Source organism: Microbacterium sp. UBA1612 (assembly GCF_002321605.1).
Classification (GTDB): domain Bacteria; phylum Actinomycetota; class Actinomycetes; order Actinomycetales; family Microbacteriaceae; genus Microbacterium; species Microbacterium luteum.
In genome coordinates, this window is record NZ_DCMW01000019.1 from 144,925 (window position 1) to 165,103 (window position 20,179).

The 20,179-nt window shown below is 70.5% G+C and carries 23 protein-coding genes; 16 read left to right on the plus strand and 7 right to left on the minus strand.

Going from position 1 to position 20,179, the window contains the following annotated elements:
- Positions 1-246 precede the first annotated feature (246 nt).
- The 3 genes from B3S45_RS08495 (at position 247) to rplL (ending at position 2,547) form a co-directional block, all read left to right on the plus strand.
- Positions 247-1,221, plus strand: a complete 975-nt coding sequence (locus B3S45_RS08495; protein ID WP_286719752.1) for a type IV toxin-antitoxin system AbiEi family antitoxin domain-containing protein — start codon at positions 247-249, stop codon at positions 1,219-1,221.
- Between the two features lie 373 nt (positions 1,222-1,594).
- Positions 1,595-2,110 (plus strand): 50S ribosomal protein L10, encoded by a 516-nt coding sequence (rplJ, locus tag B3S45_RS08500; RefSeq protein ID WP_071044368.1) that lies wholly within the window; start codon positions 1,595-1,597, stop codon positions 2,108-2,110.
- A gap of 41 nt (positions 2,111-2,151) precedes the next feature.
- Entirely contained in the window at positions 2,152-2,547 is a 396-nt protein-coding gene (rplL, locus tag B3S45_RS08505; RefSeq protein WP_071044369.1) for a 50S ribosomal protein L7/L12, read from the plus strand.
- A 107-nt stretch (positions 2,548-2,654) separates the two neighbouring features.
- On the opposite strand, the gene B3S45_RS08510 is transcribed toward rplL, so the two are convergent.
- On the minus strand, positions 2,655-3,683 hold the full coding sequence (locus tag B3S45_RS08510; RefSeq protein ID WP_286719755.1) for a LacI family DNA-binding transcriptional regulator: 1,029 nt from the start codon (positions 3,681-3,683) through the stop codon (positions 2,655-2,657).
- Between the two features lie 228 nt (positions 3,684-3,911).
- Here B3S45_RS08510 and B3S45_RS08515 point away from each other — a divergent pair, with 228 nt between their 5' ends.
- The 5 genes from B3S45_RS08515 (at position 3,912) to B3S45_RS08535 (ending at position 9,605) form a co-directional block, all read left to right on the plus strand.
- Positions 3,912-5,267 (plus strand): ABC transporter substrate-binding protein, encoded by a 1,356-nt coding sequence (locus B3S45_RS08515; protein ID WP_071044371.1) that lies wholly within the window; start codon positions 3,912-3,914, stop codon positions 5,265-5,267.
- A gap of 94 nt (positions 5,268-5,361) precedes the next feature.
- Positions 5,362-6,330 carry a carbohydrate ABC transporter permease gene (locus tag B3S45_RS08520; RefSeq protein ID WP_071044372.1) on the plus strand — a complete coding sequence of 323 codons (969 nt, stop codon included), beginning with the start codon at positions 5,362-5,364 and terminating at the stop codon, positions 6,328-6,330.
- Complete coding sequence (locus B3S45_RS08525; protein WP_194384745.1) at positions 6,327-7,313, plus strand: carbohydrate ABC transporter permease; 987 nt, start codon at positions 6,327-6,329, stop codon at positions 7,311-7,313. The genes B3S45_RS08520 and B3S45_RS08525 overlap by 4 nt, the downstream gene beginning before the upstream one ends.
- 144 nt (positions 7,314-7,457) lie before the next feature.
- A complete protein-coding gene (locus B3S45_RS08530) occupies positions 7,458-8,849 on the plus strand; it encodes a multidrug effflux MFS transporter (protein WP_286719759.1) in 1,392 nt (463 codons plus the stop codon).
- A gap of 39 nt (positions 8,850-8,888) precedes the next feature.
- Positions 8,889-9,605: a phosphatase PAP2 family protein gene (locus B3S45_RS08535; protein WP_083336473.1), complete on the plus strand. Its 717-nt coding sequence runs from the start codon at positions 8,889-8,891 to the stop codon at positions 9,603-9,605.
- Here the strand turns inward: B3S45_RS08535 and fdhD are convergent.
- Positions 9,561-10,409, minus strand: coding sequence for a formate dehydrogenase accessory sulfurtransferase FdhD (gene fdhD, locus B3S45_RS08540; protein ID WP_286719762.1), 849 nt, complete (start codon positions 10,407-10,409; stop codon positions 9,561-9,563). The genes B3S45_RS08535 and fdhD overlap by 45 nt on opposite strands.
- Positions 10,410-10,508: 99 nt before the next feature.
- Here fdhD and B3S45_RS08545 point away from each other — a divergent pair, with 99 nt between their 5' ends.
- From B3S45_RS08545 to moaA, 3 genes are read left to right on the plus strand one after another with little or no spacing between them, the layout of a single operon-like run.
- Complete coding sequence (locus B3S45_RS08545) at positions 10,509-10,988, plus strand: MogA/MoaB family molybdenum cofactor biosynthesis protein (protein ID WP_071044377.1); 480 nt, start codon at positions 10,509-10,511, stop codon at positions 10,986-10,988.
- Positions 10,988-11,416, plus strand: coding sequence for a molybdenum cofactor biosynthesis protein MoaE (locus tag B3S45_RS08550; protein WP_071044379.1), 429 nt, complete (start codon positions 10,988-10,990; stop codon positions 11,414-11,416). The genes B3S45_RS08545 and B3S45_RS08550 overlap by 1 nt, the downstream gene beginning before the upstream one ends.
- Positions 11,413-12,420, plus strand: coding sequence for a GTP 3',8-cyclase MoaA (gene moaA, locus B3S45_RS08555; RefSeq protein WP_083336474.1), 1,008 nt, complete (start codon positions 11,413-11,415; stop codon positions 12,418-12,420). Before B3S45_RS08550 ends, moaA begins: the two co-directional genes overlap by 4 nt.
- 12 nt (positions 12,421-12,432) lie before the next feature.
- Here the strand turns inward: moaA and B3S45_RS08560 are convergent, their stop codons facing one another.
- Genes B3S45_RS08560 through B3S45_RS08580 form a run of 5 tightly spaced genes read right to left on the minus strand, consistent with a single transcriptional unit; the run spans position 12,433 to position 16,382 of the window.
- A complete protein-coding gene (locus B3S45_RS08560) occupies positions 12,433-12,690 on the minus strand; it encodes a MoaD/ThiS family protein (protein WP_286719767.1) in 258 nt (85 codons plus the stop codon).
- Entirely contained in the window at positions 12,687-13,559 is an 873-nt protein-coding gene (gene mobA / locus B3S45_RS08565; protein ID WP_286719770.1) for a molybdenum cofactor guanylyltransferase, read from the minus strand. The genes B3S45_RS08560 and mobA overlap by 4 nt, the downstream gene beginning before the upstream one ends.
- Complete coding sequence (gene moaC, locus B3S45_RS08570; RefSeq protein ID WP_071044384.1) at positions 13,556-14,038, minus strand: cyclic pyranopterin monophosphate synthase MoaC; 483 nt, start codon at positions 14,036-14,038, stop codon at positions 13,556-13,558. The genes mobA and moaC overlap by 4 nt, the downstream gene beginning before the upstream one ends.
- Positions 14,035-15,273, minus strand: a complete 1,239-nt coding sequence (gene glp, locus B3S45_RS08575) for a gephyrin-like molybdotransferase Glp (RefSeq protein ID WP_071044548.1) — start codon at positions 15,271-15,273, stop codon at positions 14,035-14,037. Before glp ends, moaC begins: the two co-directional genes overlap by 4 nt.
- Positions 15,270-16,382 (minus strand): ThiF family adenylyltransferase, encoded by a 1,113-nt coding sequence (locus B3S45_RS08580; protein WP_286719774.1) that lies wholly within the window; start codon positions 16,380-16,382, stop codon positions 15,270-15,272. The genes glp and B3S45_RS08580 overlap by 4 nt, the downstream gene beginning before the upstream one ends.
- Before the next feature lie 67 nt (positions 16,383-16,449).
- Between B3S45_RS08580 and B3S45_RS08585 the strand changes: the two genes are divergently transcribed.
- Genes B3S45_RS08585 through B3S45_RS08605 form a run of 5 tightly spaced genes read left to right on the plus strand, consistent with a single transcriptional unit; the run spans position 16,450 to position 20,148 of the window.
- Positions 16,450-16,845 carry a TOBE domain-containing protein gene (locus tag B3S45_RS08585; protein WP_071044386.1) on the plus strand — a complete coding sequence of 132 codons (396 nt, stop codon included), beginning with the start codon at positions 16,450-16,452 and terminating at the stop codon, positions 16,843-16,845.
- Positions 16,845-17,597 (plus strand): molybdate ABC transporter substrate-binding protein, encoded by a 753-nt coding sequence (modA, locus tag B3S45_RS08590; RefSeq protein WP_071044387.1) that lies wholly within the window; start codon positions 16,845-16,847, stop codon positions 17,595-17,597. Before B3S45_RS08585 ends, modA begins: the two co-directional genes overlap by 1 nt.
- The gene (locus tag B3S45_RS08595; protein ID WP_286719779.1) at positions 17,594-18,406 is read left to right on the plus strand and encodes an ABC transporter permease; all 813 of its coding nucleotides are present in this window, start codon (positions 17,594-17,596) and stop codon (positions 18,404-18,406) included. Before modA ends, B3S45_RS08595 begins: the two co-directional genes overlap by 4 nt.
- A complete protein-coding gene (locus B3S45_RS08600; RefSeq protein WP_071044549.1) occupies positions 18,403-19,533 on the plus strand; it encodes a sulfate/molybdate ABC transporter ATP-binding protein in 1,131 nt (376 codons plus the stop codon). The genes B3S45_RS08595 and B3S45_RS08600 overlap by 4 nt, the downstream gene beginning before the upstream one ends.
- Before the next feature lie 9 nt (positions 19,534-19,542).
- Complete coding sequence (locus B3S45_RS08605; protein ID WP_286719782.1) at positions 19,543-20,148, plus strand: GNAT family N-acetyltransferase; 606 nt, start codon at positions 19,543-19,545, stop codon at positions 20,146-20,148.
- Positions 20,149-20,179: the final 31 nt, after the last annotated feature.

The following is a 20,179-nucleotide window of genomic DNA, read 5'->3' on the forward strand; positions in this document are numbered from 1 at the left end:
CACCCCTCCCGCGACACCCCCGCATCCCCCGCCCCGCTTCCCCACCCGTCCCCCTCGTCCCTCGACTCGAACCACCCCTTTGTTGCCGAACCACCCCCTTTCCGTTGCGGAGAAGGGGCCCGTTCGGCGCGAAAGGGATGGCTCGATGCGTGTGCAGTGCTCCTCCCCACCTCGGCGTGACTCGGCTTCGTCCACAAGATGGATTCGGCAGCGGCTCCGGCGAGCGACCTGCGGGACCGTGCGAGTATGCGTCACGCGAGTCTCGACGAACTCCTCGGTCTGCTGCGATCACGGCCGGCGCTTATCGACGAAGGGATGAGCGACCGCTCGATCGCCGACGCCGTCGACGCCGGGGTCCTCCACCGCATCCGCCGGGGCACGTACATCGACGGCGCGGTCTGGGCCTCATTGTGGCCGGAGTCCCGTCATCGTGCGCTCGTCCTCGCAGTCGAGCGTGCGTCGCGGGGTGCGACGGTGGTTTTCTGTGGCGTCTCTGCCGCGGTTCTCCACGGGTTGCCGCTCTATCGGCTTGCTCCTCGTCGCGCGCACGTCCTCGCGGCGGCGTCCGCCCGTCACAGCGCGGATGACGTGATGCGCCACGAGGGCAGCCTCGCGGAGACGGAGGTCGACATCGTCGGTGGCCTCTTCTGCACGAATCTCGAGCGGACGACCTACGACGTGATTCGTGCGGTGTCGGCCGAGGCGTCGATCTCGGTCGCCGACGCTGCTCTTGGGCAGATCGGCGGCGATCGGCGACGGTTTGACGATCGCGCCGCTGCCGACTTCACATCGCGGCTGCTCCACCGTACGGAGATGTCGGGCCCGCGAGGTATCCGCCAGGCGCGGCGCATCGTCGAGCTGGCAGATGGTCGGGCCCAGCTGCCGCTGGAGAGCGTGAGTCGGCTCCAGCTGCATCGACTGGGGTTCGAACGGGCGGAGCTGCAGGTGCCCGTACCGGCTCCGGGCGGCGGTTCGTACTTCGTCGACATCGGGCTGAGAGGACTGAGGACGTTCGGAGAGTGCGATGGAAAGGACAAGTACGTGGATGAGGCGCGGCGCTCGGGGCGCAGCGTCGAACAGGTGCTGCTCGACGAGAAGGCGCGCGAAGACTGGATCCGAGGAACGACCCAGTGGAGACTTGCCCGCTGGGGCGACGAGCATGCGGCCACCCCGGCAGCGCTCGGTGCACGTCTCGCTCGTTTCGGCATCCACCCTTCGTGACCGACGCCTCGGTCGAGCCACCCCTTTCGTGCCGAACCAGCCCATTGCCTGCGCCACGAAAGGGGTGGCTGGGCATCAAAGGGGTGGCTCGGCGATGGTGCGTGCGTACGCAGGGTGCGGGGATTTGGGGGAGAAGGGCGGGTGGGGTAGAGTAACCGGAGCCGAAGACCGCCGGTCATCGTGTCGTGCGAACGAGACGATCGAAGCTCTGTGAAGAACAGGGGCCTGCGCAGGTGTACGACAGAGATCCCGGTCTGATGGGAAATCCAGCTCCGTGCGCTTGCGCCGGGGCTTTTTTCTTTGCCCGAGCGACCGGATGTCCCAGGCCGACGCCCCACCACTGTCGGGCGTCTCGTACACACAAGGAGTGGCCATGGCGCAGAAGGAAGCATCGGTCGCCGAGCTCACGAAGAACTTCGAGGACTCGACCGCCGTACTGCTCACCGAGTACCGCGGTCTGACGGTCGCCGAGCTCAAGGAGCTCCGCAACAGCATCCGTCAGGACGCGGAATACGCCGTGGTGAAGAACACGCTGACCAAGATCGCCGCGAACAACGCGGGGATCTCGTCGCTGGACGACGACCTCAAGGGTCCGTCGGCCGTGGCGTTCGTGCACGGTGACCCGGTCACCGTCGCGAAGGGCCTGCGCGCCTTCGCCAAGGCACACCCTCATCTCGTGGTCAAGGGCGGTTACTTCGACGGTAACCCTCTCACCGCGGACGAGGTCAACAAGCTCGCCGACCTCGAGAGCCGTGAAGTCCTGCTGGCGAAGCTCGCCGGCGCGATGAAGGCCTCGATGACCAAGGCGGCATTCGTCTTCAACGCGCTCCCGTCGAAGGCCGTGCGCACGGTCGACGCGCTGCGCGAGAAGCAGGAGTCCGCGGCCTGATCCGGCCTGCGGCGACAGATACCCAAGCAAGGAGAATCATCATGGCAAAGCTCAGCACTGAAGAGCTGCTCGACCAGTTCAAGGAGCTCACGCTCATCGAGCTCAGCGAGTTCGTCAAGGCGTTCGAGGAGACCTTCGACGTCACCGCCGCGGCGCCCGTCGCCGTCGCCGGTGCCGCCCCCGCCGCCGGTGGTGCCGGTGGCGAAGCCGCCGCCGAGGAGGAGAAGACCGAGTTCGACGTCATCCTCGAGGCTGCCGGCGACAAGAAGATCCAGGTCATCAAGGTCGTCCGCGAGCTCACCTCGCTCGGCCTCGGCGACGCCAAGGGTCTCGTCGACGGTGCTCCCAAGCCCGTGCTCGAGGGCGCGAACAAGGAAGCCGCCGAGAAGGCCAAGGAGGCCCTCGAGGGCGCCGGCGCCACCGTCACCCTGAAGTAATCACGCTTCAGCGCCTGACAGAACAGAACCCCGGATGCTTCGGCGTCCGGGGTTCTGGCGTCTCCGGTGCGTCTCCGATGCGCTCCGTCGCCCACTGTTCGGATGCGTCAGGGGATGACGCCGACCGCCACCGACGGAGTGCCCGGCGGCGGTGACGTCGAGCCGCGCACGATGAGGCGCGCGTGCAGGCGCATCTGGGTGCGCTCGGTCCCCGGGGAGCGGAGGTGATCCAGGAGAAGCCGGGCGGCGGCCGCTCCCTGGCCGCGGGGGGACTGCTCGAGCGTGGTGAGGCCGAACATCTCCGAGTACTCGTGATTGTCGATGCCGACGACGCTCAGCGCGGACGGAACGGCGATGCCGAGTCGTCGCGCGGCGATGATCGCCCCGATGGCGACCTCATCGCACGCGGCGACGATGGCCGTGGGGCGTCGGTCGGGATCGCTCAGCAGGTCGACGGCCACGTCGTAGCCGCCCGGGAGTGACACCTCGGATGGAGCGTGGTCCGGACGCAGTCCCGCGTCGCGCATGCGCGACGCGTATCCGCCCAGCCGCTCGCGGTCGACGTGGGGGCCTTCATGGTCGGAGATCCCGCCCAGGAACGTGATGCGCTCGTGGCCGAGGTCGACCAGGTGCGCGGTGGCGCGACGGGCCGCGTGAACGTCATCCAGCCCGACGACGCTCGTCTGGTCGCTGTCGCCGACCACACTGACGACCGGCCGCCCGATTCCGACGAGGCGTTCGAGCTCATGGTCGTCGGGTTCGAGGGCGACCGCGATGAGGCCGTCGAACCTCTTTCGGGCGAGGAAGTCGTCGAAGACGCGACGCCTGCCCTCGGTGCCGGGCTTCGCGTCGTACAGCGTGAGATCGAACCCCTCCGCCAGCAGCACCTCCTGAACGCCTTCGAGCACCTCGGCGAAGAACCACCGGTTCAGGTAGGGCATCACGACGCCGATGTTCCGGGTGCGTCCGGTGGCGAGACTCGACGCGGATGAGGATGCGACGTATCCGAGGTCTTCGGCCACGCGCGCCACCCGCTCGCGCGTGGCGGGGGAGACGTAGCCGTTCCCCGTGAGAGCTCGGCTCGCGGTCGACTTCGACACGCCGGCCACGCGCGCCACCTCGGCGATGCCACCCATTGTGCTCCTCGGATGCCGGTCGTCTTCGTCCGGAAAGTGGAACCGGTTGCGAGACATCGTGGCACGCACACCCGCGCCGATTCCAGCCCGTGTGACCATGGTTATTCAGTTGTGACCCGAACCGGATTGTGCCCACGGGAGCGATCCCTTAGCGTGAGCGTGGGAACGGTTCCCGAGCACCTTGGGTCGGCGACGTCATGCCGACCTGCTACTCAATGAGGAGGCACCATGAGGACTCAGTCGCGTTCGCGCGTCTTCGCCGCGGCAGCCGGACTGGGAGTCGCCGCGCTGGCCCTGTCGGCCTGTACGGGCGACATGCAGCCCGACGCATCCGATGTCGATTGCACCGACTACGAGGAGTACGGCACCTTCGACGGCGCGGAGGTGACCATCGGCGGCACCATCCTCGATCTCGAAGCCGATCGCCTCGTGGAGTCGTGGAGCGACTTCTCGGCCTGCACCGGCATCCAGATCGACTATCAGGGCTCGAGCGAGTTCGAGGCGCAGATCGCCGTGCTCGCCGAGGGCGGCAATGCGCCCGACATCGGCATCGTGCCGCAGCCCGGACTGCTCGCCCGTCTCGCCGAGGGCGGATGGCTCATCCCCGCATCGGAGGCGGTCGAAGCGCACGTCGACGAATTCTGGTCGGAGGACTGGAAGACCTACGGAACCTACGACGACACCTTCTACGCCGCGCCGCTCATGGCGAGCATCAAGGGGTACATCTGGTACTCGCCCAGCGAGTTCGAGGAGAACGGCTGGGAGATTCCCGCGACGCTCGACGATCTCGAGGCGCTGTCGGAGCAGATCGCGGCCGACGGCGACCACAAGCCGTGGTGCGTGGGCCTGGAGTCCGGCGACGCCACGGGGTGGCCGGGCACCGACTGGATCGAGGACTGGATGCTGCGTCTGCACGGCGCCGACGTCTACGACCAGTGGGTGACCCACGAGATCCCCTTCAACGACCCGCAGGTCGTGGAGGCCTTCGACGCCGTCGGCGGATACCTCAAGAACGAGGACATGGTCAACGGCGGCATCGGCGACGTGTCGACGCTCGTGACCGAGGCGTTCCAGACGGCGGGACTGCCGATTCTCGACGGCGAGTGCTCGCTGCACCACCAGGCCTCGTTCTACGAGACCTTCTGGAACCCCGAGGGCGGCGATGAGGTGACGGTCGCGTCCAACGGCGACATCTTCGGATTCCTCACCCCGCCGGCGAACGCGGGTGACCCGCTGTCGGTCACCGGCGGCGGCGAGTTCCCGGTCGCCTTCACCGACGCCGAAGAGGTCGAGGCGGTCCGCGCCTACCTCTCCAGCGACACGTGGGCGAACAACCGGGTCAGCCTCGGCGGCGTGATCAGCGCCAACACGGGCGTCGACCCGGAGAACGCGTCGAGCGAGCTGCTCGTGCAGTCGATCGAGATCCTCCAGGACCCGGAGACGACGTTCCGCTTCGACGGTTCGGACCTCATGCCCGGCGCTGTCGGGGCCGACTCCTTCTGGAAGGGCATCGTCGCCTGGGTCTCCGGCGATGACACCGAGACGGTCGTCGACGAGATCGAGGCCAGCTGGCCCGCCAGCTGATCGGTTCGCTCCGGGACCGGGGCGGTAACGGCGCCGCCTCGGTCCTGGAGCCTCCGTCGCCGCGACATGCTTCAACGACGAAGGGAAGACCTCGATGACAACCGCTGACCTCACGGGGAAGATCCTGCAGGTGGTGATGGGGCTGGTGATCTTCGCCGCCATTATCGGCATCCTCGTGCTCCTCATGGGCCGCGGGCCGAAGAAGGGCAGGGACTACTGGCAGCTGACGTGGTTCCTGCTGCCGGCGATCCTCCTCCTCGCGGTCGGTCTCATCTGGCCGGCGGTGCGGACGACCGGACTGGCGTTCCTGGACAACTCCGGGAACTTCAGCTTCGACAACTTCGTGTGGATGTTCACGCAGCCCTCGGCCATCCGCACCCTCATCAACACGGTCATCTGGGTTCTCTTCGTCCCCACGATCTCGACGGCGCTCGGACTGGCGTACGCCGTGTGGATCGACAAGTCGCGCGGTGAGCGCTTCTACAAGGCGCTGGTGTTCATGCCCATGGCGATCTCCTTCGTGGGAGCGGGCATCATCTGGCGCTTCGTGTACGAGTACCGCTCGGCCGGTCGCGATCAGATCGGTCTGCTGAACGCCATGGTCGTGGGACTCGGCGGCGACCCCGTGCAGTGGCTGCAGACCGATCCGCTCAACACCTTCCTGCTGATCGTCGTCATGATCTGGATCCAGACCGGATTCGCGATGGTCGTGCTGAGCGCGGCGATCAAGGGCATTCCGACGGAGCAGATCGAGGCGGCGCAGCTCGACGGCACGAACGCGTGGCAGCGCTTCTCGAACGTCACCGTCCCCGGGATCCGCTCCTCGCTGGTGGTCGTGCTGACGACCATCTCGATCGCGACCCTCAAGGTCTTCGACATCGTGCGGACGATGACCGCCGGAAATTTCAACACGAGCGTGGTGGCCAACGAGATGTACACGCAGGCGTTCCGCGCCAGTGAGGTCGGGCGCGGGTCGGCACTCGCTCTGATCCTGTTCGTGATGGTCCTTCCCATCGTCATCTACAACGTCAACGTCCTCCGCAAGCAGAGGGAGATCCGATGAGCAGCGTGGCCCCGGTCGATCTTCCGATCGACGACGAGCGAAAAGAAGACGCCTTCGAGGAAGCGGCAGAAGGCACGCGCACGGCTCGCGCGAAGCGCCGTCTCACGTCGCGCTGGGCGACGCTGGCCGCGCTCATCATCGCGGTGCTGTGGACGATCCCGACGTTCGGCCTGTTCGTCTCGTCGTTCCGTCCGGCGGAGCTCATCCAGACCACCGGCTGGTGGACGATCTTCCAGAACCCCGGATTCACGCTCGACAACTACCAGGACGTGCTGTTCTCGCCGTCGATGTCGTCACCGCAGCTGGGGGCGTACTTCGTCAACTCGCTAGCGATCGCGATCCCGGCGACGATCTTCCCGCTCGTGCTGGCCTCGATGGCGGCCTACGCGTTCGCGTGGATCAAGTTCCCCGGCGCCAACACGCTGTTCATCTTCGTGTTCGCGCTGCAGATCGTGCCGCTGCAGATGGCCCTCGTGCCGCTGCTGCAGACGTTCTCGTTCTGGCTGCGCCCCGGGCAGGCCTGGCTCCACGACGTCATTCCGATCATCCCCGAGCAGAACTACCTGCCGGTGTGGATCGCGCACACGATCTTCGCGCTGCCGCTGGCGATCTTCCTGCTCCACAACTTCATCTCCGAGATCCCGCGCGATGTCATCGAGGCCTCCCGCGTCGACGGCGCCTCCCACGCGCAGATCTTCTTCCGCATCATCCTGCCGCTGGCCACCCCGGCGATCGCGTCTTTCGCGATCTTCCAGTTCCTGTGGGTGTGGAACGACCTGCTGGTCGCGCTGATCTTCTCCGGAGGAACACAGGATGTCGCTCCGCTGACCCAGCGGCTGGCGGAGATGGTGGGCTCGCGAGGTCAGGATTGGCAGCGACTGACGGCCGGGGCGTTCGTCTCCCTCGTTGTTCCCTTGGTGGTCTTCTTCTCGCTGCAGAGATTCTTCGTGCGAGGTCTGCTGGCGGGATCGACGAAGGGCTGAGGCGGGGCGTCCGATACACTGAGGAGTCGAATCGATTCGGACGCTCCTGTCCGCGATCGGCATCACGGCGCATCCGCCGTCTCCTCTGCGCCAGTCCGGTCATCCCCGGCCGACGCCCCGTCACGCCGCTGAAACGAAGTCCTCTTGCTCGATACCGCCTCTCTTCCCGTCCAGAACCCCACTGATCCTCGTCCGACCGACGGTGCGCGAGCACCGGAGACCGCGACCACCCGTCTCCCGCGCGCGACGGGGTCTCCCACGGGCGCCATCCGCACCCTCGGCACGAATCCGGCGACCGCGCCGATCGTCCTGCACCCGGGGGATGCGATCTCGACGCCGCGGCGGGTGCTCTACGTCATCCTGCTCGGAGCCCTCACGGCACTCGGTCCCTTCACCATCGACCTGTATCTGCCGGCCTTCCCCGTGCTCGAGGCCGACTTCCAGACGACGGCCGCGGCGATCCAGCTGACGCTCACCGGCACGATGGTCGGCTTCGCTCTCGGTCAGCTGATCGTGGGCCCGCTGAGCGACAAGGTCGGCCGCCGCATCCCGCTTCTCGCGGTCACCGCCCTCCATGTCCTGGCGAGTGTGGCCGCGGCGATGGCGCCCACCCTGTGGACACTCGGCATCGCCCGCGTTTTCATGGGGATCGGGGCCGCCGCCGGCGGCGTCGTGGCGATGGCGATGGTCCGAGATCTGTTCGGCGGTCGGCGCCTGGTGGTCATGCTCAGCCGGCTCGCGCTCGTGACCGGGGTCGCCCCCGTCGTCGCGCCGCTCATCGGCTCCGCCCTCATGGAGGTCATGCCCTGGCGGGGGCTGTTCGTGGTCCTCGCGTGCTATGGCGCGCTGATGTTCCTGTGCGCCATCCTGCTCCTCCCGGAGACCCTGCCTCCGGCACGCCGTCAGGACCGCGGCAACACGACGATGCTTCAGCGGTACAAGAGCGTGTTCAGCGACCGCGTGTTCCTCGGCGTGCTCGTCATCGGCGGAATGGCCTTCAGCGGGCTGTTCTCCTACCTCTCCGCGTCGCCGTTCCTCTTCCAGGAGGCCTATGGCCTGACGGCTCAGGAGTACGGCCTGCTGTTCGCCGTCAATTCGCTGGGGGTGGTCGTCGGCGTGCAGGTCGCCTCTCGCCTCGCGGCCCGATTCGGGCCGCAGTGGGTGCTCGCGTTCTCGACGGCGACGCTCGTGATCGCGGGGGCGACGATCATCGCGACCGACCAGCTCGGACTCGGCCTGTGGGGCACCGTCGTGCCGCTGTTCGTGTTCATGTCCGGGGTCGGGTTCACCATGCCGTGCGTGCAGGTTCTCGCGCTGGACCGGCACGGGAAGGCGGCCGGGACGGCCGCGTCGATCCTCGGCGCCGTCAACTTCGGCGTCGCGGGGCTGGTCTCTCCGATCGTCGGCGGCGTGTCCCACGGTGCGGCGATCACCGCGACGACGATGGCGGCCGTCATGGTCGGGTGCGGTCTCCTCGCGGTGGCAGCGCTGTGGTTCATCGTCCGTCCGCGTTCCGTGGAGCGGCTCACTCCCTGAGCCGGCCCCTCCGGATCGGGGTCGGGGCACAATGGTCGGATGCCCTTTCCCTCCCGTACGCGGACGATGACCTTCTCGCTGATCGCCCTCGGTCTCCTCCTGATCGCGCTGGCGACGGCACTCGGCGCGTGGGCGTTCGCCCGGGGCAACACTCCGTTCGCGGTCGACGCCTGGTGGAACAACCTGCTCGTCGACGCCGCGGTGCCGCTGGCCGGACCCGTGTCGCACGCCATGAACGTGATCGGAGGCGGGTGGGTGGGGGTGCTCGTCGTGCCGCTGGGCGGCGCGGGGGCGCTCATCGCGGTGCGGCGGCCGTGGGCGGCGGCCTTCTTCCTCACCGCGGAGGCCGTGTCGGCGGCACTCGTTCAGCTGCTCAAGCACCTGTTCGGCCGTGCGCGACCCACCGAGATCCTCATCATGTCGGACTACGGGTCCTACCCGTCGGGGCACGTCGCGAATGCCGCAACCATCGCGGTGTGCGCGGTCGTCCTGTTCCCACGGCTCGTCGTGGCCCTCGTCGGGGCGGCGTGGATCCTGCTCATGGCCTTCAGTCGCACCTATCTGCACGCCCACTGGCTGAGCGACACCGTGGGTGGCGCGCTCGTCGGCATCGGTGCGGCGCTCGTGGTCGCGGCGGTGTTCAGCGTTCCCCTCGCGCGTGAACGACGGCTGGTCGCGTCCCGCGGCTCTGCGCGTCGGCCCGGGGACGGGTCAGATTCCGACGACGCGTTCGGGGTGCGCGTGGATCGCGAATGAGCCGTTGCGACTGAATCCGACGAGGGTCAGCCCCGTGTCGTGCGCCAGTTGCGCCGCGAGCGTCGACGGCGCCCCGACCGCCGCCAGCATCGGGATGCCCGCAAGCCGCGCCTTCTGAACGAGCTCGAACGACGCCCGCCCCGACACCTGCAGCACGTGCTGTGCCAGGGGGAGTCTCCCGTCGCGGAGCGCCCACCCGATCACCTTGTCGACGGCGTTGTGCCTGCCGACGTCTTCGCGCACGCACACCGCGGTGCCGTCCGGTGCGAACAGACCGGCGGCGTGAACGCCCCCGGTGGCGTCGAAGACCTGCTGCGAGTCGCGCAGCGTATCCGGCAGCTGCGCGACGACCGCCGCATCGACGAGCGGTTCCGCCGCCCCGAGGGGGAGCCGAGCGGTCTTGGCCACCGCCTCGATCGACTCGGTGCCGCAGATGCCGCACGCACTGGTGGTGGTGCTGTGTCGTGCGGCGGCGTCGGAGGGCGGCACCGCGCCGGCACCGAGGTGGGCGTCGATGACGTTGTAGGTCTGTTCGCCCTCGGCGTTGCGCCCCGCGCAGTACCGCAGCGATCTCAGCTGGTCGGGGGCCGTGAGCACGCCCTCGCCGACGAGGAACCCGGCGACGAGGTCGAAGTCGTCGCCCGGCGTGCGCATGGTCACGGCCCAGGACGATCCGTCGATGCGGATCTCCAGCGGCTCCTCGGCGGCCAGCACGTCTTCGCGGCGCGAGACGGCGTGGACGCCCTCGCCGTCGGCATCGATTCGCACGCGGACGACGCGGCGACGGGCGGTGGAACGAGCCATTCACACACGATATCCCGGCTCGCGAAAGACGGATCGACGGCCTCGAAACGATCCGCCGTAACGGCGCCGCGAACCGATCTCGGCACCTATCGTGGAGGGATGACATCTCTTCGCGCCGCCGTCGTGACCGTCTCGGACCGGTCGCACCGCGGCGTGCGCGAGGACTCCGCCGGCCCGGTCGCGGTGGCGGCGCTGCGCGAGGCGGGTTTCGCCTGCGACGACGCGTCTGTCATCCCCGATGGCGTCGACGCGGTCGAGAAGGAGCTTCGCGCGCTGATCGGTGCCCGAGCGCGGGTGATCGTCACGTGCGGGGGCACGGGGGTCTCGCCGCGCGACCTCACGCCGGAGGGTACCGCGCGCGTTCTCGATCGCGAGGTTCCCGGCGTGGCGGAGCGCCTGCGGGCCGACGGCGCCGCGGACACCCCGCTCTCGGCGCTGTCCCGCGGGCGGGCCGGCGTCGCCGCGACGACGTTCATCGTGAACCTCCCCGGCTCGCCGAAGGCGGTCGCCTCCGGGATGCCCTTCGTCGTGCGGATCGCCTCGCACGTCGTGTCACAGCTCGAGGGGGGCGACCACTGATGGATGCCGGAGTCGTCATCGCCGAGATCAGCGACACGCCCATCGACGTCGCCGCCCACATCCACGCCGCGAGTGATCCGTCGGTCGGCGCGCTCACCACGTTCATCGGCACCGTGCGCGACCACGACCCGGAGGCGGCCGGCAGCGTCGAGGCGCTCGAGTACTCCGCGCATCCCGACGCCCCGCGCATCCTGCGGGAGCTGGCGCAGAAGGCGGCCGGCGAGCACGCGCTGATCGCCGTGACCCACCGGGTGGGGCGCCTCGCGGTCGGGGATGTCGCCGTCGTCGTGGTGGCCGCATCCGCCCATCGCGACGAAGCGTTCACCGCCAGCCGCGAGCTCATCGAGGCCATCAAGTCCGACCTGCCGGTGTGGAAGAAGCAGCAGCAGAGCGACGGGGCATCCACCTGGGTCGGGATCGGATCGTGACGGGCTCGCGTGGGACCCTCGTCGATCGCTTCGGCCGCGTGCACCGCGATCTGCGCATCTCGCTCACCGACCGCTGTTCGCTGCGCTGCACCTACTGCATGCCCGCAGACGGCGTGGAGTGGCTCGCGAAGGACAACATCCTCACCACGGACGAGCTCGCCCGGGTCGCCGCGGTGGCGGCCAGTCTCGGCATCACCGAGGTGCGCCTGACAGGCGGGGAGCCGCTGCTGCGCAGGGACGTCGTCGACGTCGTCGCCCGGATGGCGGCCATCGAGGGGCCGGAGGGCCCGCTCGAGGTGTCCATGACGACGAACGCGCTCGCCCTGCCGAAGCTCGCCGGGCCGCTCCGCGACGCCGGACTCGCGCGCGTGAACATCTCCATCGACACGCTGCGCCGCGATCGCTTCGCCGAGCTCACGCGGCGCGATCGGCTCGACGACACCCTCGCCGGCATCGACGCGGCCCGCGCCGTGGGGTTCGCGCCGCTGAAGTTCAACGCCGTGGCCATGCGAGGCGTCAACGAAGACGAGCTGGTCGACCTCGTGCGCTTCGCGGTCGACCACGAGGCGGAGATGCGCTTCATCGAGCAGATGCCGCTGGACGCCGGCCACATCTGGTCTCGCGTGGAGATGGTGCGGGGCGAGGAGATCCTCGACACGCTGCGCCAGGCGTTCACGCTCGAGCCGGTCGGCGAGCGAGGGGCGTCGCCGGCGGAAGTGTTCCACGTCGACGGCGGGCCGGCGACGGTGGGCGTCATCGCGTCGGTGACGGCACCGTTCTGCGGTGCCTGCGACCGTGTGCGGCTGACCGCCGACGGCCAGATCCGCAACTGCCTGTTCGCGCGCGAGGAGTCGGACCTGCTTCCGCTGCTGCGGGGGGATGCCGACGACGACGACCTCGCCGATGTCCTGCGGCGCTCGATCGCGGGGAAGCTTCCGGGTCACGGCATCGACGAGCCCGGCTTCCTGCAGCCGCAGCGGCCGATGAGCGCCATCGGCGGCTGATCCGCCGTTGGCTCAGCCTCCCGCGAACGGGGGCAGCACGTCCACCGTCGACGCCTCGTCGAGGGGGGTGGCGTCGTCGGAGCGGACGCCGTCGACGAGGAGTGCGCAGCGAGGCAGCACCGCCGCGAGGGCCGGATGAGCGCTCGTGAGTGCGACGCGAAGCGCGGCGATGTCCGGTGCCGCATATGTTCCGGATGCCGCGCCGGCCGCTTCCTCGGCAGCGGCGAAGAACCTGACGGCGACGGTGGGCGGTGCGCTGACCGTGCTCACTTCGCACCCTTCCAGCGGTCGGCGAGCTTCGAGACCTCGTCGATGACCTCGGAGATCTTCGCCGGTCCGCCGCCCTCGCGAGCCGCGACGAAACCCGCCACGAACGCCGCGAGGGGCGCTGCGGGCCTCGCGACAGCGTGAGCCGCGTCGCGAGCGAGGTCGAGGATGTCGCCGGTCGGCACGGCTTCGACGGACAGGTCGAAGCGCTCGCGCATCGACACGACCCACGCGTCGAGGTCTTCCGGGCTCAGGTGCGTCGGCGAGTCGGCCATGTCATCCTCCGATATCCGGGCGACGGACGCCCTGCCTCCAGCTTCGTTCAGATCGGCTCGCGTGTCCACGTCGGCGAGGTGATCCACGGCCATCACGGGATGCGCGCATTCCAGAGTGTGCATGAGCTCACGGACCGCGGCCCCGTCGACACGACCGGAGGCGTGCACGGCCGTCCGCAGCGCGGCGGTGCGGTAGCGGGCCGTGAGCCACTGCTTCCGGCCCGCGTCGTCCACCGGCACGACCGCGTCGGTGCCCGGCGGCACCGCGCCCAGCGCGGCGAGCGCATCCGTCGGCCTGCGCAGATCGCACGCGAGCACGAGCACCTCGTCGGCTGTCACGGCGCCGATCGCGGCGCCGATCCCGGCGGCCGGTCCGCCGAACGGTGGGTCCTCCCGGCACCAGAGCACGTCCGCTCCTGCCCGCAGCGGGCGTCGCGGGCCGACGACGACGACCCGGACGGCGCCCGCGCGGCGCGCGGCATCCACCACGCGCTGCAGGAGCGTCTCGTCATCGATCGTCGCCGCAGCCTTGTCCGCGCCGAACCGCGTCGCGCGGCCGCCGGCCAGCACGATGGCATCGAGGGACGGGGACGTCATGCTTCCGCGCGGCTCCACGCACCGGATCGGCCACCCGTCTTCGCCTCGAGGCGCACCTTCTCCAGCTGCACGAGGCGGTCGATGCCCTTGAGCATGTCGACGATCGACAGGCCTGCCACCGAGACGGCGGTGAACGCCTCCATCTCGACACCGGTGCGGTCGGCCGTTCGCACCGTCGCTCGGATCTGCACGCCCTCGTCGACGATCTCGAGGTCGACGACCGCGCCGTGCACGCCGATGATGTGGGCCAGGGGGAGGAGGTCGGCCGTGCGCTTGGCGCCGGCGATCCCGGCGATGCGGGCGACGGCGAGCACGTCTCCCTTCGGCACCGAACCATCGCGCAGGGCCGCGACGGCGGACGCCGAGCAGCGGACGAATCCGCTCGCGGTCGCGGCGCGGACGGTGGGCTGCTTCTCGGTGACATCGACCATGCGGGCGTGACCGTCGCTGTCGAGGTGGGTGAAGGGCTGCTCGCTCATGAGACCAGCATGACAGTCACGAGGTCGCCCGCCGTGACGGCTTCGACCTCCGCGGGGACGACGGCGTACGCCTCCGCCTGGGCCAGGCCGCCTGCCAGGTGGGAGCCCGATCCGCCCGCCGTCGCCGGGCGGACCGTCCACGCGCCCGGATCGGTGCGGTCGAGCGCGGCGGGCACGTACTGTCGGCGTCCGGGAGGCGTGCGCCATCCCGTCGCGGCGGGAACGGCGATCAGGGTGCGATCGAGCTCGCGGCGCGCCTGGAGGTGCCGAAGCGCGGGCCGCACGAACGTCTCCCACGACACCGCGACGCTGACGGGGTTCCCCGGCAGGCAGAAGACGGGGATGCCGCTGTCGAGCACGCCGAAGCCCTGCGGCTTGCCCGGTTGCATCGCCACCTTGTCGAATCGGACGCGGTCGCCTTCGAGCACGTCGCGGACGACTTCGTAGGCGCCCACGCTCACGCCGCCGGTGCACACGACCACGTCGGCCCCGGCGTCGGCGGCTGCGGCGAGGGTCGCGCGGAAGGCCTCGGCGTCGTCCGCCACGCGCCCGGTGTGCACCACCTGCGCGCCCGCCTCCGTCGCGAGCCCTCCGAGCAGAACGCTGTTCGATTCGGGAATCTGGCCGCGCCGTACCGGATCACCGGGGGAGACCAGTTCGCTGCCGGTCGAGACGATGGCCAGCCGCACGCGGCGGCGCACGACCACCTCGGCGATCCCGGCTGCCGCCAGCGCCGCCAGCCGGAAGCCGGTCAGCTCCTCACCCGCGTGTACGACGACGTCTCCGGCGACGAGATCGGTGCCTCGACGTCGGATGTGCTGCCCGCGCGTCGGGGCGATCGTCACCTCGGTGCGGGTGAGCGAGTCGGCGAGCCCTGCCGTGGTGTGTTCGACCGGAACGACCGCGTCGGCGTCGCTCGGCACCGGCGAGCCGGTCATGATGCGCGCCGCCTCGCCGGAACGGAGCTCCGGGTCGTCGCTCGAGCCGGCGGGAAGGTCTGCGACCACGCGCAGAGCCACCGGCGCCTCGGCGGTGGCATGAGCGAGGTCATCCGCGCGCACGGCGAATCCGTCCATGGCGGAGTTGTCGAAGACCGGGATGTCGAGGGCGGCGCGAGCGTCGACCGCGCACACCAGCCCCCCGGCGGCGTCCACGGGCACGGTCTCGACGGCGAGTGGATCGAGCGCTTCGAGGATGCGGGCGCGGTGCTGCTCGACGCTGATCAGTGCGTTCACGAGACGCTCGCCAGTCGCTGCGCGGCGGCCCGCCACGCGGCCATGCCGCCATCGAGCACCGTCGCCTCGACGCCGGTGGCCCGGAGGGCGTCAGCGGCTGTCGCCGCGCGGGCGCCGCGTTCGCACACGACGACCACCGATGCCGCCTCGATCAGCGTGGTGTCCTCGATCACGCGGTCGAGTGGGACGTTCACGGCTCCGTCGATGCACCCACCGGCGAACTCGTCGTGCTCCCGCACATCGAGCAGCAGCGCGACGCGTCCCGCGGCGAGCTCGCGGCGGAGGGCCGGGGCGCTGATCCGGGGGGCTCGGCTCGCCGCGCTCGAAGGCTGCAGGGCGGCAGGCCGCGACCGGAGGGGGATCTCGCGCTGGCGAGCGCCGAACGCATCGATGATGCAGATGCGACCGAGCAGCGGCTCTCCGACACCGATCACGAGCTTCACCGCTTCGGTCGCCATCAGCGCGCCGGCCTGCATGCACAGGGGGCCGAGGACACCTGCGGACGCGCAGTTCGGCGGCTCACCCGCCGTGCCGGGCGGGAAGAGGTCGGCCAGGCGCACGCCTTGGGCGGGAGCGGGCGGCGCCGCCCAGAAGACCGTCACCTGCGCGAAGCCCGCGAGCACCGACCCCCACACGAGGGGAACGCCGAGTTCGGCGCAGGCGGCGTCGACCGCATCCCGGGTCGCGAAGGAGTCGCTGCCGTCGATCACGAGATCGCAGTCGGCGAGCAGTCGCGCGGCGTTGCCGACATCGAGGCGCTCAGCGGCGGTCTCGACCGTGATGGCGCCCGAGAGGGCGCGTGCGCGCCGGGCGGCGGACTCGGCCTTCGCGGTGCCGACCGCGTGGAGGTCATGGATGACCTGACGCTGCAGGTTCGACAGCTCGACCACGTCGTCGTCGATGATGCGGAGCAAGCCGACGCCCGCGGCGGCCAGCGCGAGCACGACGGGACTGCCGAGTCCGCCGGCGCCGACGACGGCGATGCGGGCGGCCGCCAGCCGGCGCTGCCCGGCATCGCCGACCTGCGGGAGAGCACGGTGCCGCGCGGTGCGCACGGCCTCATCGGCGGCGAGCGCATCGACCGGTGCCACGAGGGGCGGGAACGTCATGACACCACGCTACGCCGGATTCATTCCCGCCTCTTCGCCACCGCAAAAGCGGTGATATTGTGACTGAATGACCGCATTTCGGGTTTCTGAGGCCGCTTCGCTCCTCGGAGTCAGCGACGACACCGTGCGCCGCTGGATCGATGCCGGACGCCTCTCGACCACCGGTGAGGCGCCCGCGCGCGTAGATGGCGCCGACCTCGCCGCTCTCGCGGTCGGGATCGCCCGAGGCGCGGAGGACCCCACCGGCGTCGCCCGCAGCGCCCGCAACCGCTTCGTGGGACTGGTCACGCGGATAGAGGTCGACGGCATCATGGCGCAGGTCGACATCCAGGCGGGACCCCACCGCGTCGTCTCGCTGCTGTCGCGCGAGGCCGCGGAGGAGCTGGGCCTCGCGGTCGGATCCCTCGCCGTCGCGGTCGTGAAGGCGACCAATGTCATCGTCGAGACCCCGCGGGAGGGCTGATGCGCCGGTTCGTTCTCCTGGCGGCGGTCGCCTCCGTGGCGCTCCTCGCCGGATGCACCGCTGCTCCCGCCGACGAGCAGACGTCCGTTCGCGTGTACGCCGCCGCGTCGCTGCAGGCCGCCTTCGACGATCTGGCGGAGGGCTTCGAGCTCGCTCACCCCGAGATCGACGTCGAGCCCATCGTCTACGACGGGTCGAGCACACTGGCCACGCAGATCGTCGAGGGCGCTCCCGCCGACGTGTTCGCCTCCGCGAACGAGGCGACGATGGCCGATGTCGAAGCGGCCGGGGTCACCGCCGAGCAACCGCAGATCTTCGCGACGAACACCCTCGTGATCGCCGTGCCCGCCGGCAACCCCGGTGACGTCACCGGACTGGCCGATCTCGCGGACCCCGCGACGGCCGTCGTCCAGTGCGCGGTCGAGGTGCCCTGCGGCGCCGCGACGGCGACTCTCCTGGAGTCCGCCGGCGTGACCGTGACGCCGGTGAGCGAGGAGCAGAACGTCACCGCCGTGCTCACGAAGGTCGCCGCGGGCGAGGCCGATGCGGGATTCGTCTATCGGACCGATGCGGCGGCGGAGGACGCCGTGGAGGCGATCGTGCCGCCGGAGGCCGCCGACGTCGTCAACAGGTATCCCATCGCTCCGCTCTCCGGTGCATCCGATGCCTCCGCCGCTGCGCTGTTCGTGGCGTACGTGCTCTCCGAGGCGGGACGCGACGTCCTCGACGAGCACGGCTTCGGCGCGCCGTGACGCCGCGCGCGGCGCCTCGCGAAGGCTTCCTGCCTCCGCTCCTGGCCGTTCCCGCCGTGCTGGGCCTGGCCCTTCTCGTGATCCCGCTCACGGCGCTCGTCGGTCGCGTCGAATGGTCCACGCTGTGGACCGACATCTCATCGCAGGCGGCTGTCGCCGCGCTGCTGCTGTCGCTGCAGACGGGGCTGCTCGCGACGGCGTGCTGCGTCGTGCTCGGCATCCCCCTCGCCCTCGTGATCGCGCGGGCCGGCGATCGCCTGGCGGGTGTGCTGCGCGCGATCGTGACCGTGCCCCTCGTCCTTCCCCCGATGGTCGGCGGCGTCGCGCTGCTCTACCTCTTCGGGCGGTCGGGGCCCGTGGGCGCTGCTCTCGCGCAGTGGGGAGTGTCCCTGCCGTTCACGACCGGCGCGGTCGTCATCGCGCAGACCTTCGTCGCCCTGCCGTTCCTCGTGCTCGCGCTCGAAGGGGCCCTGCGCACGTCGGGCACACGCTACGAGACCGTCGCCGCCACGCTCGGCGCGGGTCGGTGGCGCATCCTCTGGCGCGTCACCCTGCCGCTCGCTCTGCCCGGGATCGTCGCGGGGGTCGTGCTCGCCTTCGCCCGCGCGATCGGTGAGTTCGGCGCGACGGCCCTCTTCGCCGGGAACGCGCCCGGCATCACCCAGACCATGCCCCTCGCGATCTACACCGCCTTCAACGGCTCCGGCGTCGGCCAGGGGACGGCGGTGGCGCTGTCGCTGCTGCTGCTGCTGACTGCGGTCGCGGTGCTTCTGCTCGTGCGCGGGTGGCGGCCGGGAGCGACGCGATGACCGACGCCGCCGCGTCGGCGACGCGGACCGCGCTCGACGCGCAGGTGCGCGTGGAGCGGGCCGGCGGATTCGTGCTCGACGCCGCGGTGAGCGCGTCGCCGGGGGAGACGATCGCGGTTCTCGGGCCGAGCGGAGCGGGGAAATCGACGCTGCTCGGGGCGCTCGCCGGTCTCGACCGTCTGTCCGCGGGGCACGTGCGCATCGGCGACCGGCTCGTGTCGTCGCCGGAACTGCACGTGCCTCCCGCTCGTCGCGGCGTCGCGCTGCTCGGTCAGGATCCGCTCCTGTTCCCGCATCTCTCCGCCCGCGACAACGTCGCCTTCGCCCTTCGCTCGCGAGGGGTTTCCCGCGCCGACGCCCGGCGTCGCGCGGAGGACTGGCTCTCCCGTGTCGGCCTCTCCGGCCTCGGCCTGCGGCGTCCCGCGGACCTCTCCGGAGGGCAGCAGCAGCGGGCGGCCCTGGCCCGCGCGCTGGCCGCCGCCCCGCAGGTCGTGCTGCTCGACGAACCCCTCACCGGACTCGACGTCGAGACGGCATCCGAGATCCGCGGCGTGCTCCGCGACCAGGTGCGTGCCGTCGGGGCGACCACGATCGTCGTCACGCACGCCGCGGTCGATGCGGCGGCCCTGGCGGATCGCGTGATCGTCGTCGAGGACGGCACTGTCGTGCAGTCCGGCACGGTCGCGGAGGTGCTCCGCGCGCCGGCCACGCGTTTCGTCGCGGCGGTGGCAGGGCTTGATCGTGTGCCGGGCATCGTGCGCGCCGGAGCGTGGCGCGACGAGACGGGGATGCTGCAGCTGGCCGTGCCGGCGGTCGCCGACGGCCGGGCGAGCGCCGTCTTCCGCCCGGGCGCCGTGCGCCTTCGACCGATGGGACGCGAGGACGTCCGCGCCCTCGCCGCGGACGGAGCGGCGGAGAGGGAGATGGCGTGGACCGCACGGATCGCGCGCGTGGAGCCGTCGCCGTTCGGCGCACTCGTGCAGACGACGGCGCCGGATGTCGCCGTCGAGGTCGACGTGGAGGTGCTTGCCGATCGTGGGCTGGACGTCGGCGGCGAGGTGCGTCTGAGTGTGGACGCCTCGAGCATCCGCCTGGTGCCGATGAGCGCAGACGGCGCACCGGGGTAGCCTGACGCGATGAGCGGCATCCGCGCGTACCGACCGTCTGATCGCGACGCCGTCGCCGAAATCTGCGTGCGGACCGCCGACGCGGGTGCGGATGCGACCGGCGTGCTGAGCGATGACGCGATCTGGCCCGCGATCTTCGTGCTGCCGTACGTCGAGCGGCATCCGGATCTCGCGTTCGTCGTCGTCGACGATCGCGACGTCGCGGTCGGGTACATCGTCTGCGCGCCCGACACCCGGGCGTTCGAGGAGTGGTTCCACGATCACTGGTGGCCTGTGCGGGGACGAGCCTGGACGGCGTCTCCGCCCGCTGATGAGCGCGAGGCGGAGATCCTGCGCTACGCCGCGAATCGCCGGGCCGGGGCCGAACCCTACGGTGAGGCGCATCCGGCCCACCTCCACATCGACCTGCTCCCGGCGGCGCAGGGGCAGGGGTGGGGAAGGCGCCTGGTCGACACGCTTATCGGCGCGCTGCGCGAGCGCGGGGTGACGGGTGTGCACCTGGTCGCGAGCGCCGAGAACGCGGGCGCCCTCGCCTTCTACCGGCGCCTCGGGTTCACGCCCCTGCCGTCGCACGACGGCGTGCAGGCGTTCGCCATCGACCTCGCGGATCGGTGAGGCGGAGCCTTCGTCAAGCCCTCGTCGCGAG

What these genes read in the sequence shown, in the direction of transcription:
- rplJ (WP_071044368.1), top strand. Translation starts at nt 1,595, where the DNA reads ATGGCGCAGAAGGAAGCATCGGTCGCCGAGCTCACGAAGAACTTCGAG.
- B3S45_RS08515 (WP_071044371.1), top strand. Translation starts at nt 3,912, where the DNA reads ATGAGGACTCAGTCGCGTTCGCGCGTCTTCGCCGCGGCAGCCGGACTG.
- rplL (WP_071044369.1), top strand. Translation starts at nt 2,152, where the DNA reads ATGGCAAAGCTCAGCACTGAAGAGCTGCTCGACCAGTTCAAGGAGCTC.
- B3S45_RS08545 (WP_071044377.1), top strand. Translation starts at nt 10,509, where the DNA reads ATGACATCTCTTCGCGCCGCCGTCGTGACCGTCTCGGACCGGTCGCAC.
- B3S45_RS08520 (WP_071044372.1), top strand. Translation starts at nt 5,362, where the DNA reads ATGACAACCGCTGACCTCACGGGGAAGATCCTGCAGGTGGTGATGGGG.
- B3S45_RS08495 (WP_286719752.1), top strand. Translation starts at nt 247, where the DNA reads ATGCGTCACGCGAGTCTCGACGAACTCCTCGGTCTGCTGCGATCACGG.
- B3S45_RS08600 (WP_071044549.1), top strand. Translation starts at nt 18,403, where the DNA reads ATGACCGACGCCGCCGCGTCGGCGACGCGGACCGCGCTCGACGCGCAG.
- B3S45_RS08525 (WP_194384745.1), top strand. Translation starts at nt 6,327, where the DNA reads ATGAGCAGCGTGGCCCCGGTCGATCTTCCGATCGACGACGAGCGAAAA.
- B3S45_RS08535 (WP_083336473.1), top strand. Translation starts at nt 8,889, where the DNA reads ATGCCCTTTCCCTCCCGTACGCGGACGATGACCTTCTCGCTGATCGCC.
- B3S45_RS08605 (WP_286719782.1), top strand. Translation starts at nt 19,543, where the DNA reads ATGAGCGGCATCCGCGCGTACCGACCGTCTGATCGCGACGCCGTCGCC.
- fdhD (WP_286719762.1), bottom strand. Translation starts at nt 10,409, where the DNA reads ATGGCTCGTTCCACCGCCCGTCGCCGCGTCGTCCGCGTGCGAATCGAT.
- B3S45_RS08580 (WP_286719774.1), bottom strand. Translation starts at nt 16,382, where the DNA reads ATGACGTTCCCGCCCCTCGTGGCACCGGTCGATGCGCTCGCCGCCGAT.
- modA (WP_071044387.1), top strand. Translation starts at nt 16,845, where the DNA reads ATGCGCCGGTTCGTTCTCCTGGCGGCGGTCGCCTCCGTGGCGCTCCTC.
- mobA (WP_286719770.1), bottom strand. Translation starts at nt 13,559, where the DNA reads ATGACGTCCCCGTCCCTCGATGCCATCGTGCTGGCCGGCGGCCGCGCG.
- B3S45_RS08585 (WP_071044386.1), top strand. Translation starts at nt 16,450, where the DNA reads ATGACCGCATTTCGGGTTTCTGAGGCCGCTTCGCTCCTCGGAGTCAGC.
- B3S45_RS08510 (WP_286719755.1), bottom strand. Translation starts at nt 3,683, where the DNA reads ATGGGTGGCATCGCCGAGGTGGCGCGCGTGGCCGGCGTGTCGAAGTCG.
- B3S45_RS08550 (WP_071044379.1), top strand. Translation starts at nt 10,988, where the DNA reads ATGGATGCCGGAGTCGTCATCGCCGAGATCAGCGACACGCCCATCGAC.
- moaC (WP_071044384.1), bottom strand. Translation starts at nt 14,038, where the DNA reads ATGAGCGAGCAGCCCTTCACCCACCTCGACAGCGACGGTCACGCCCGC.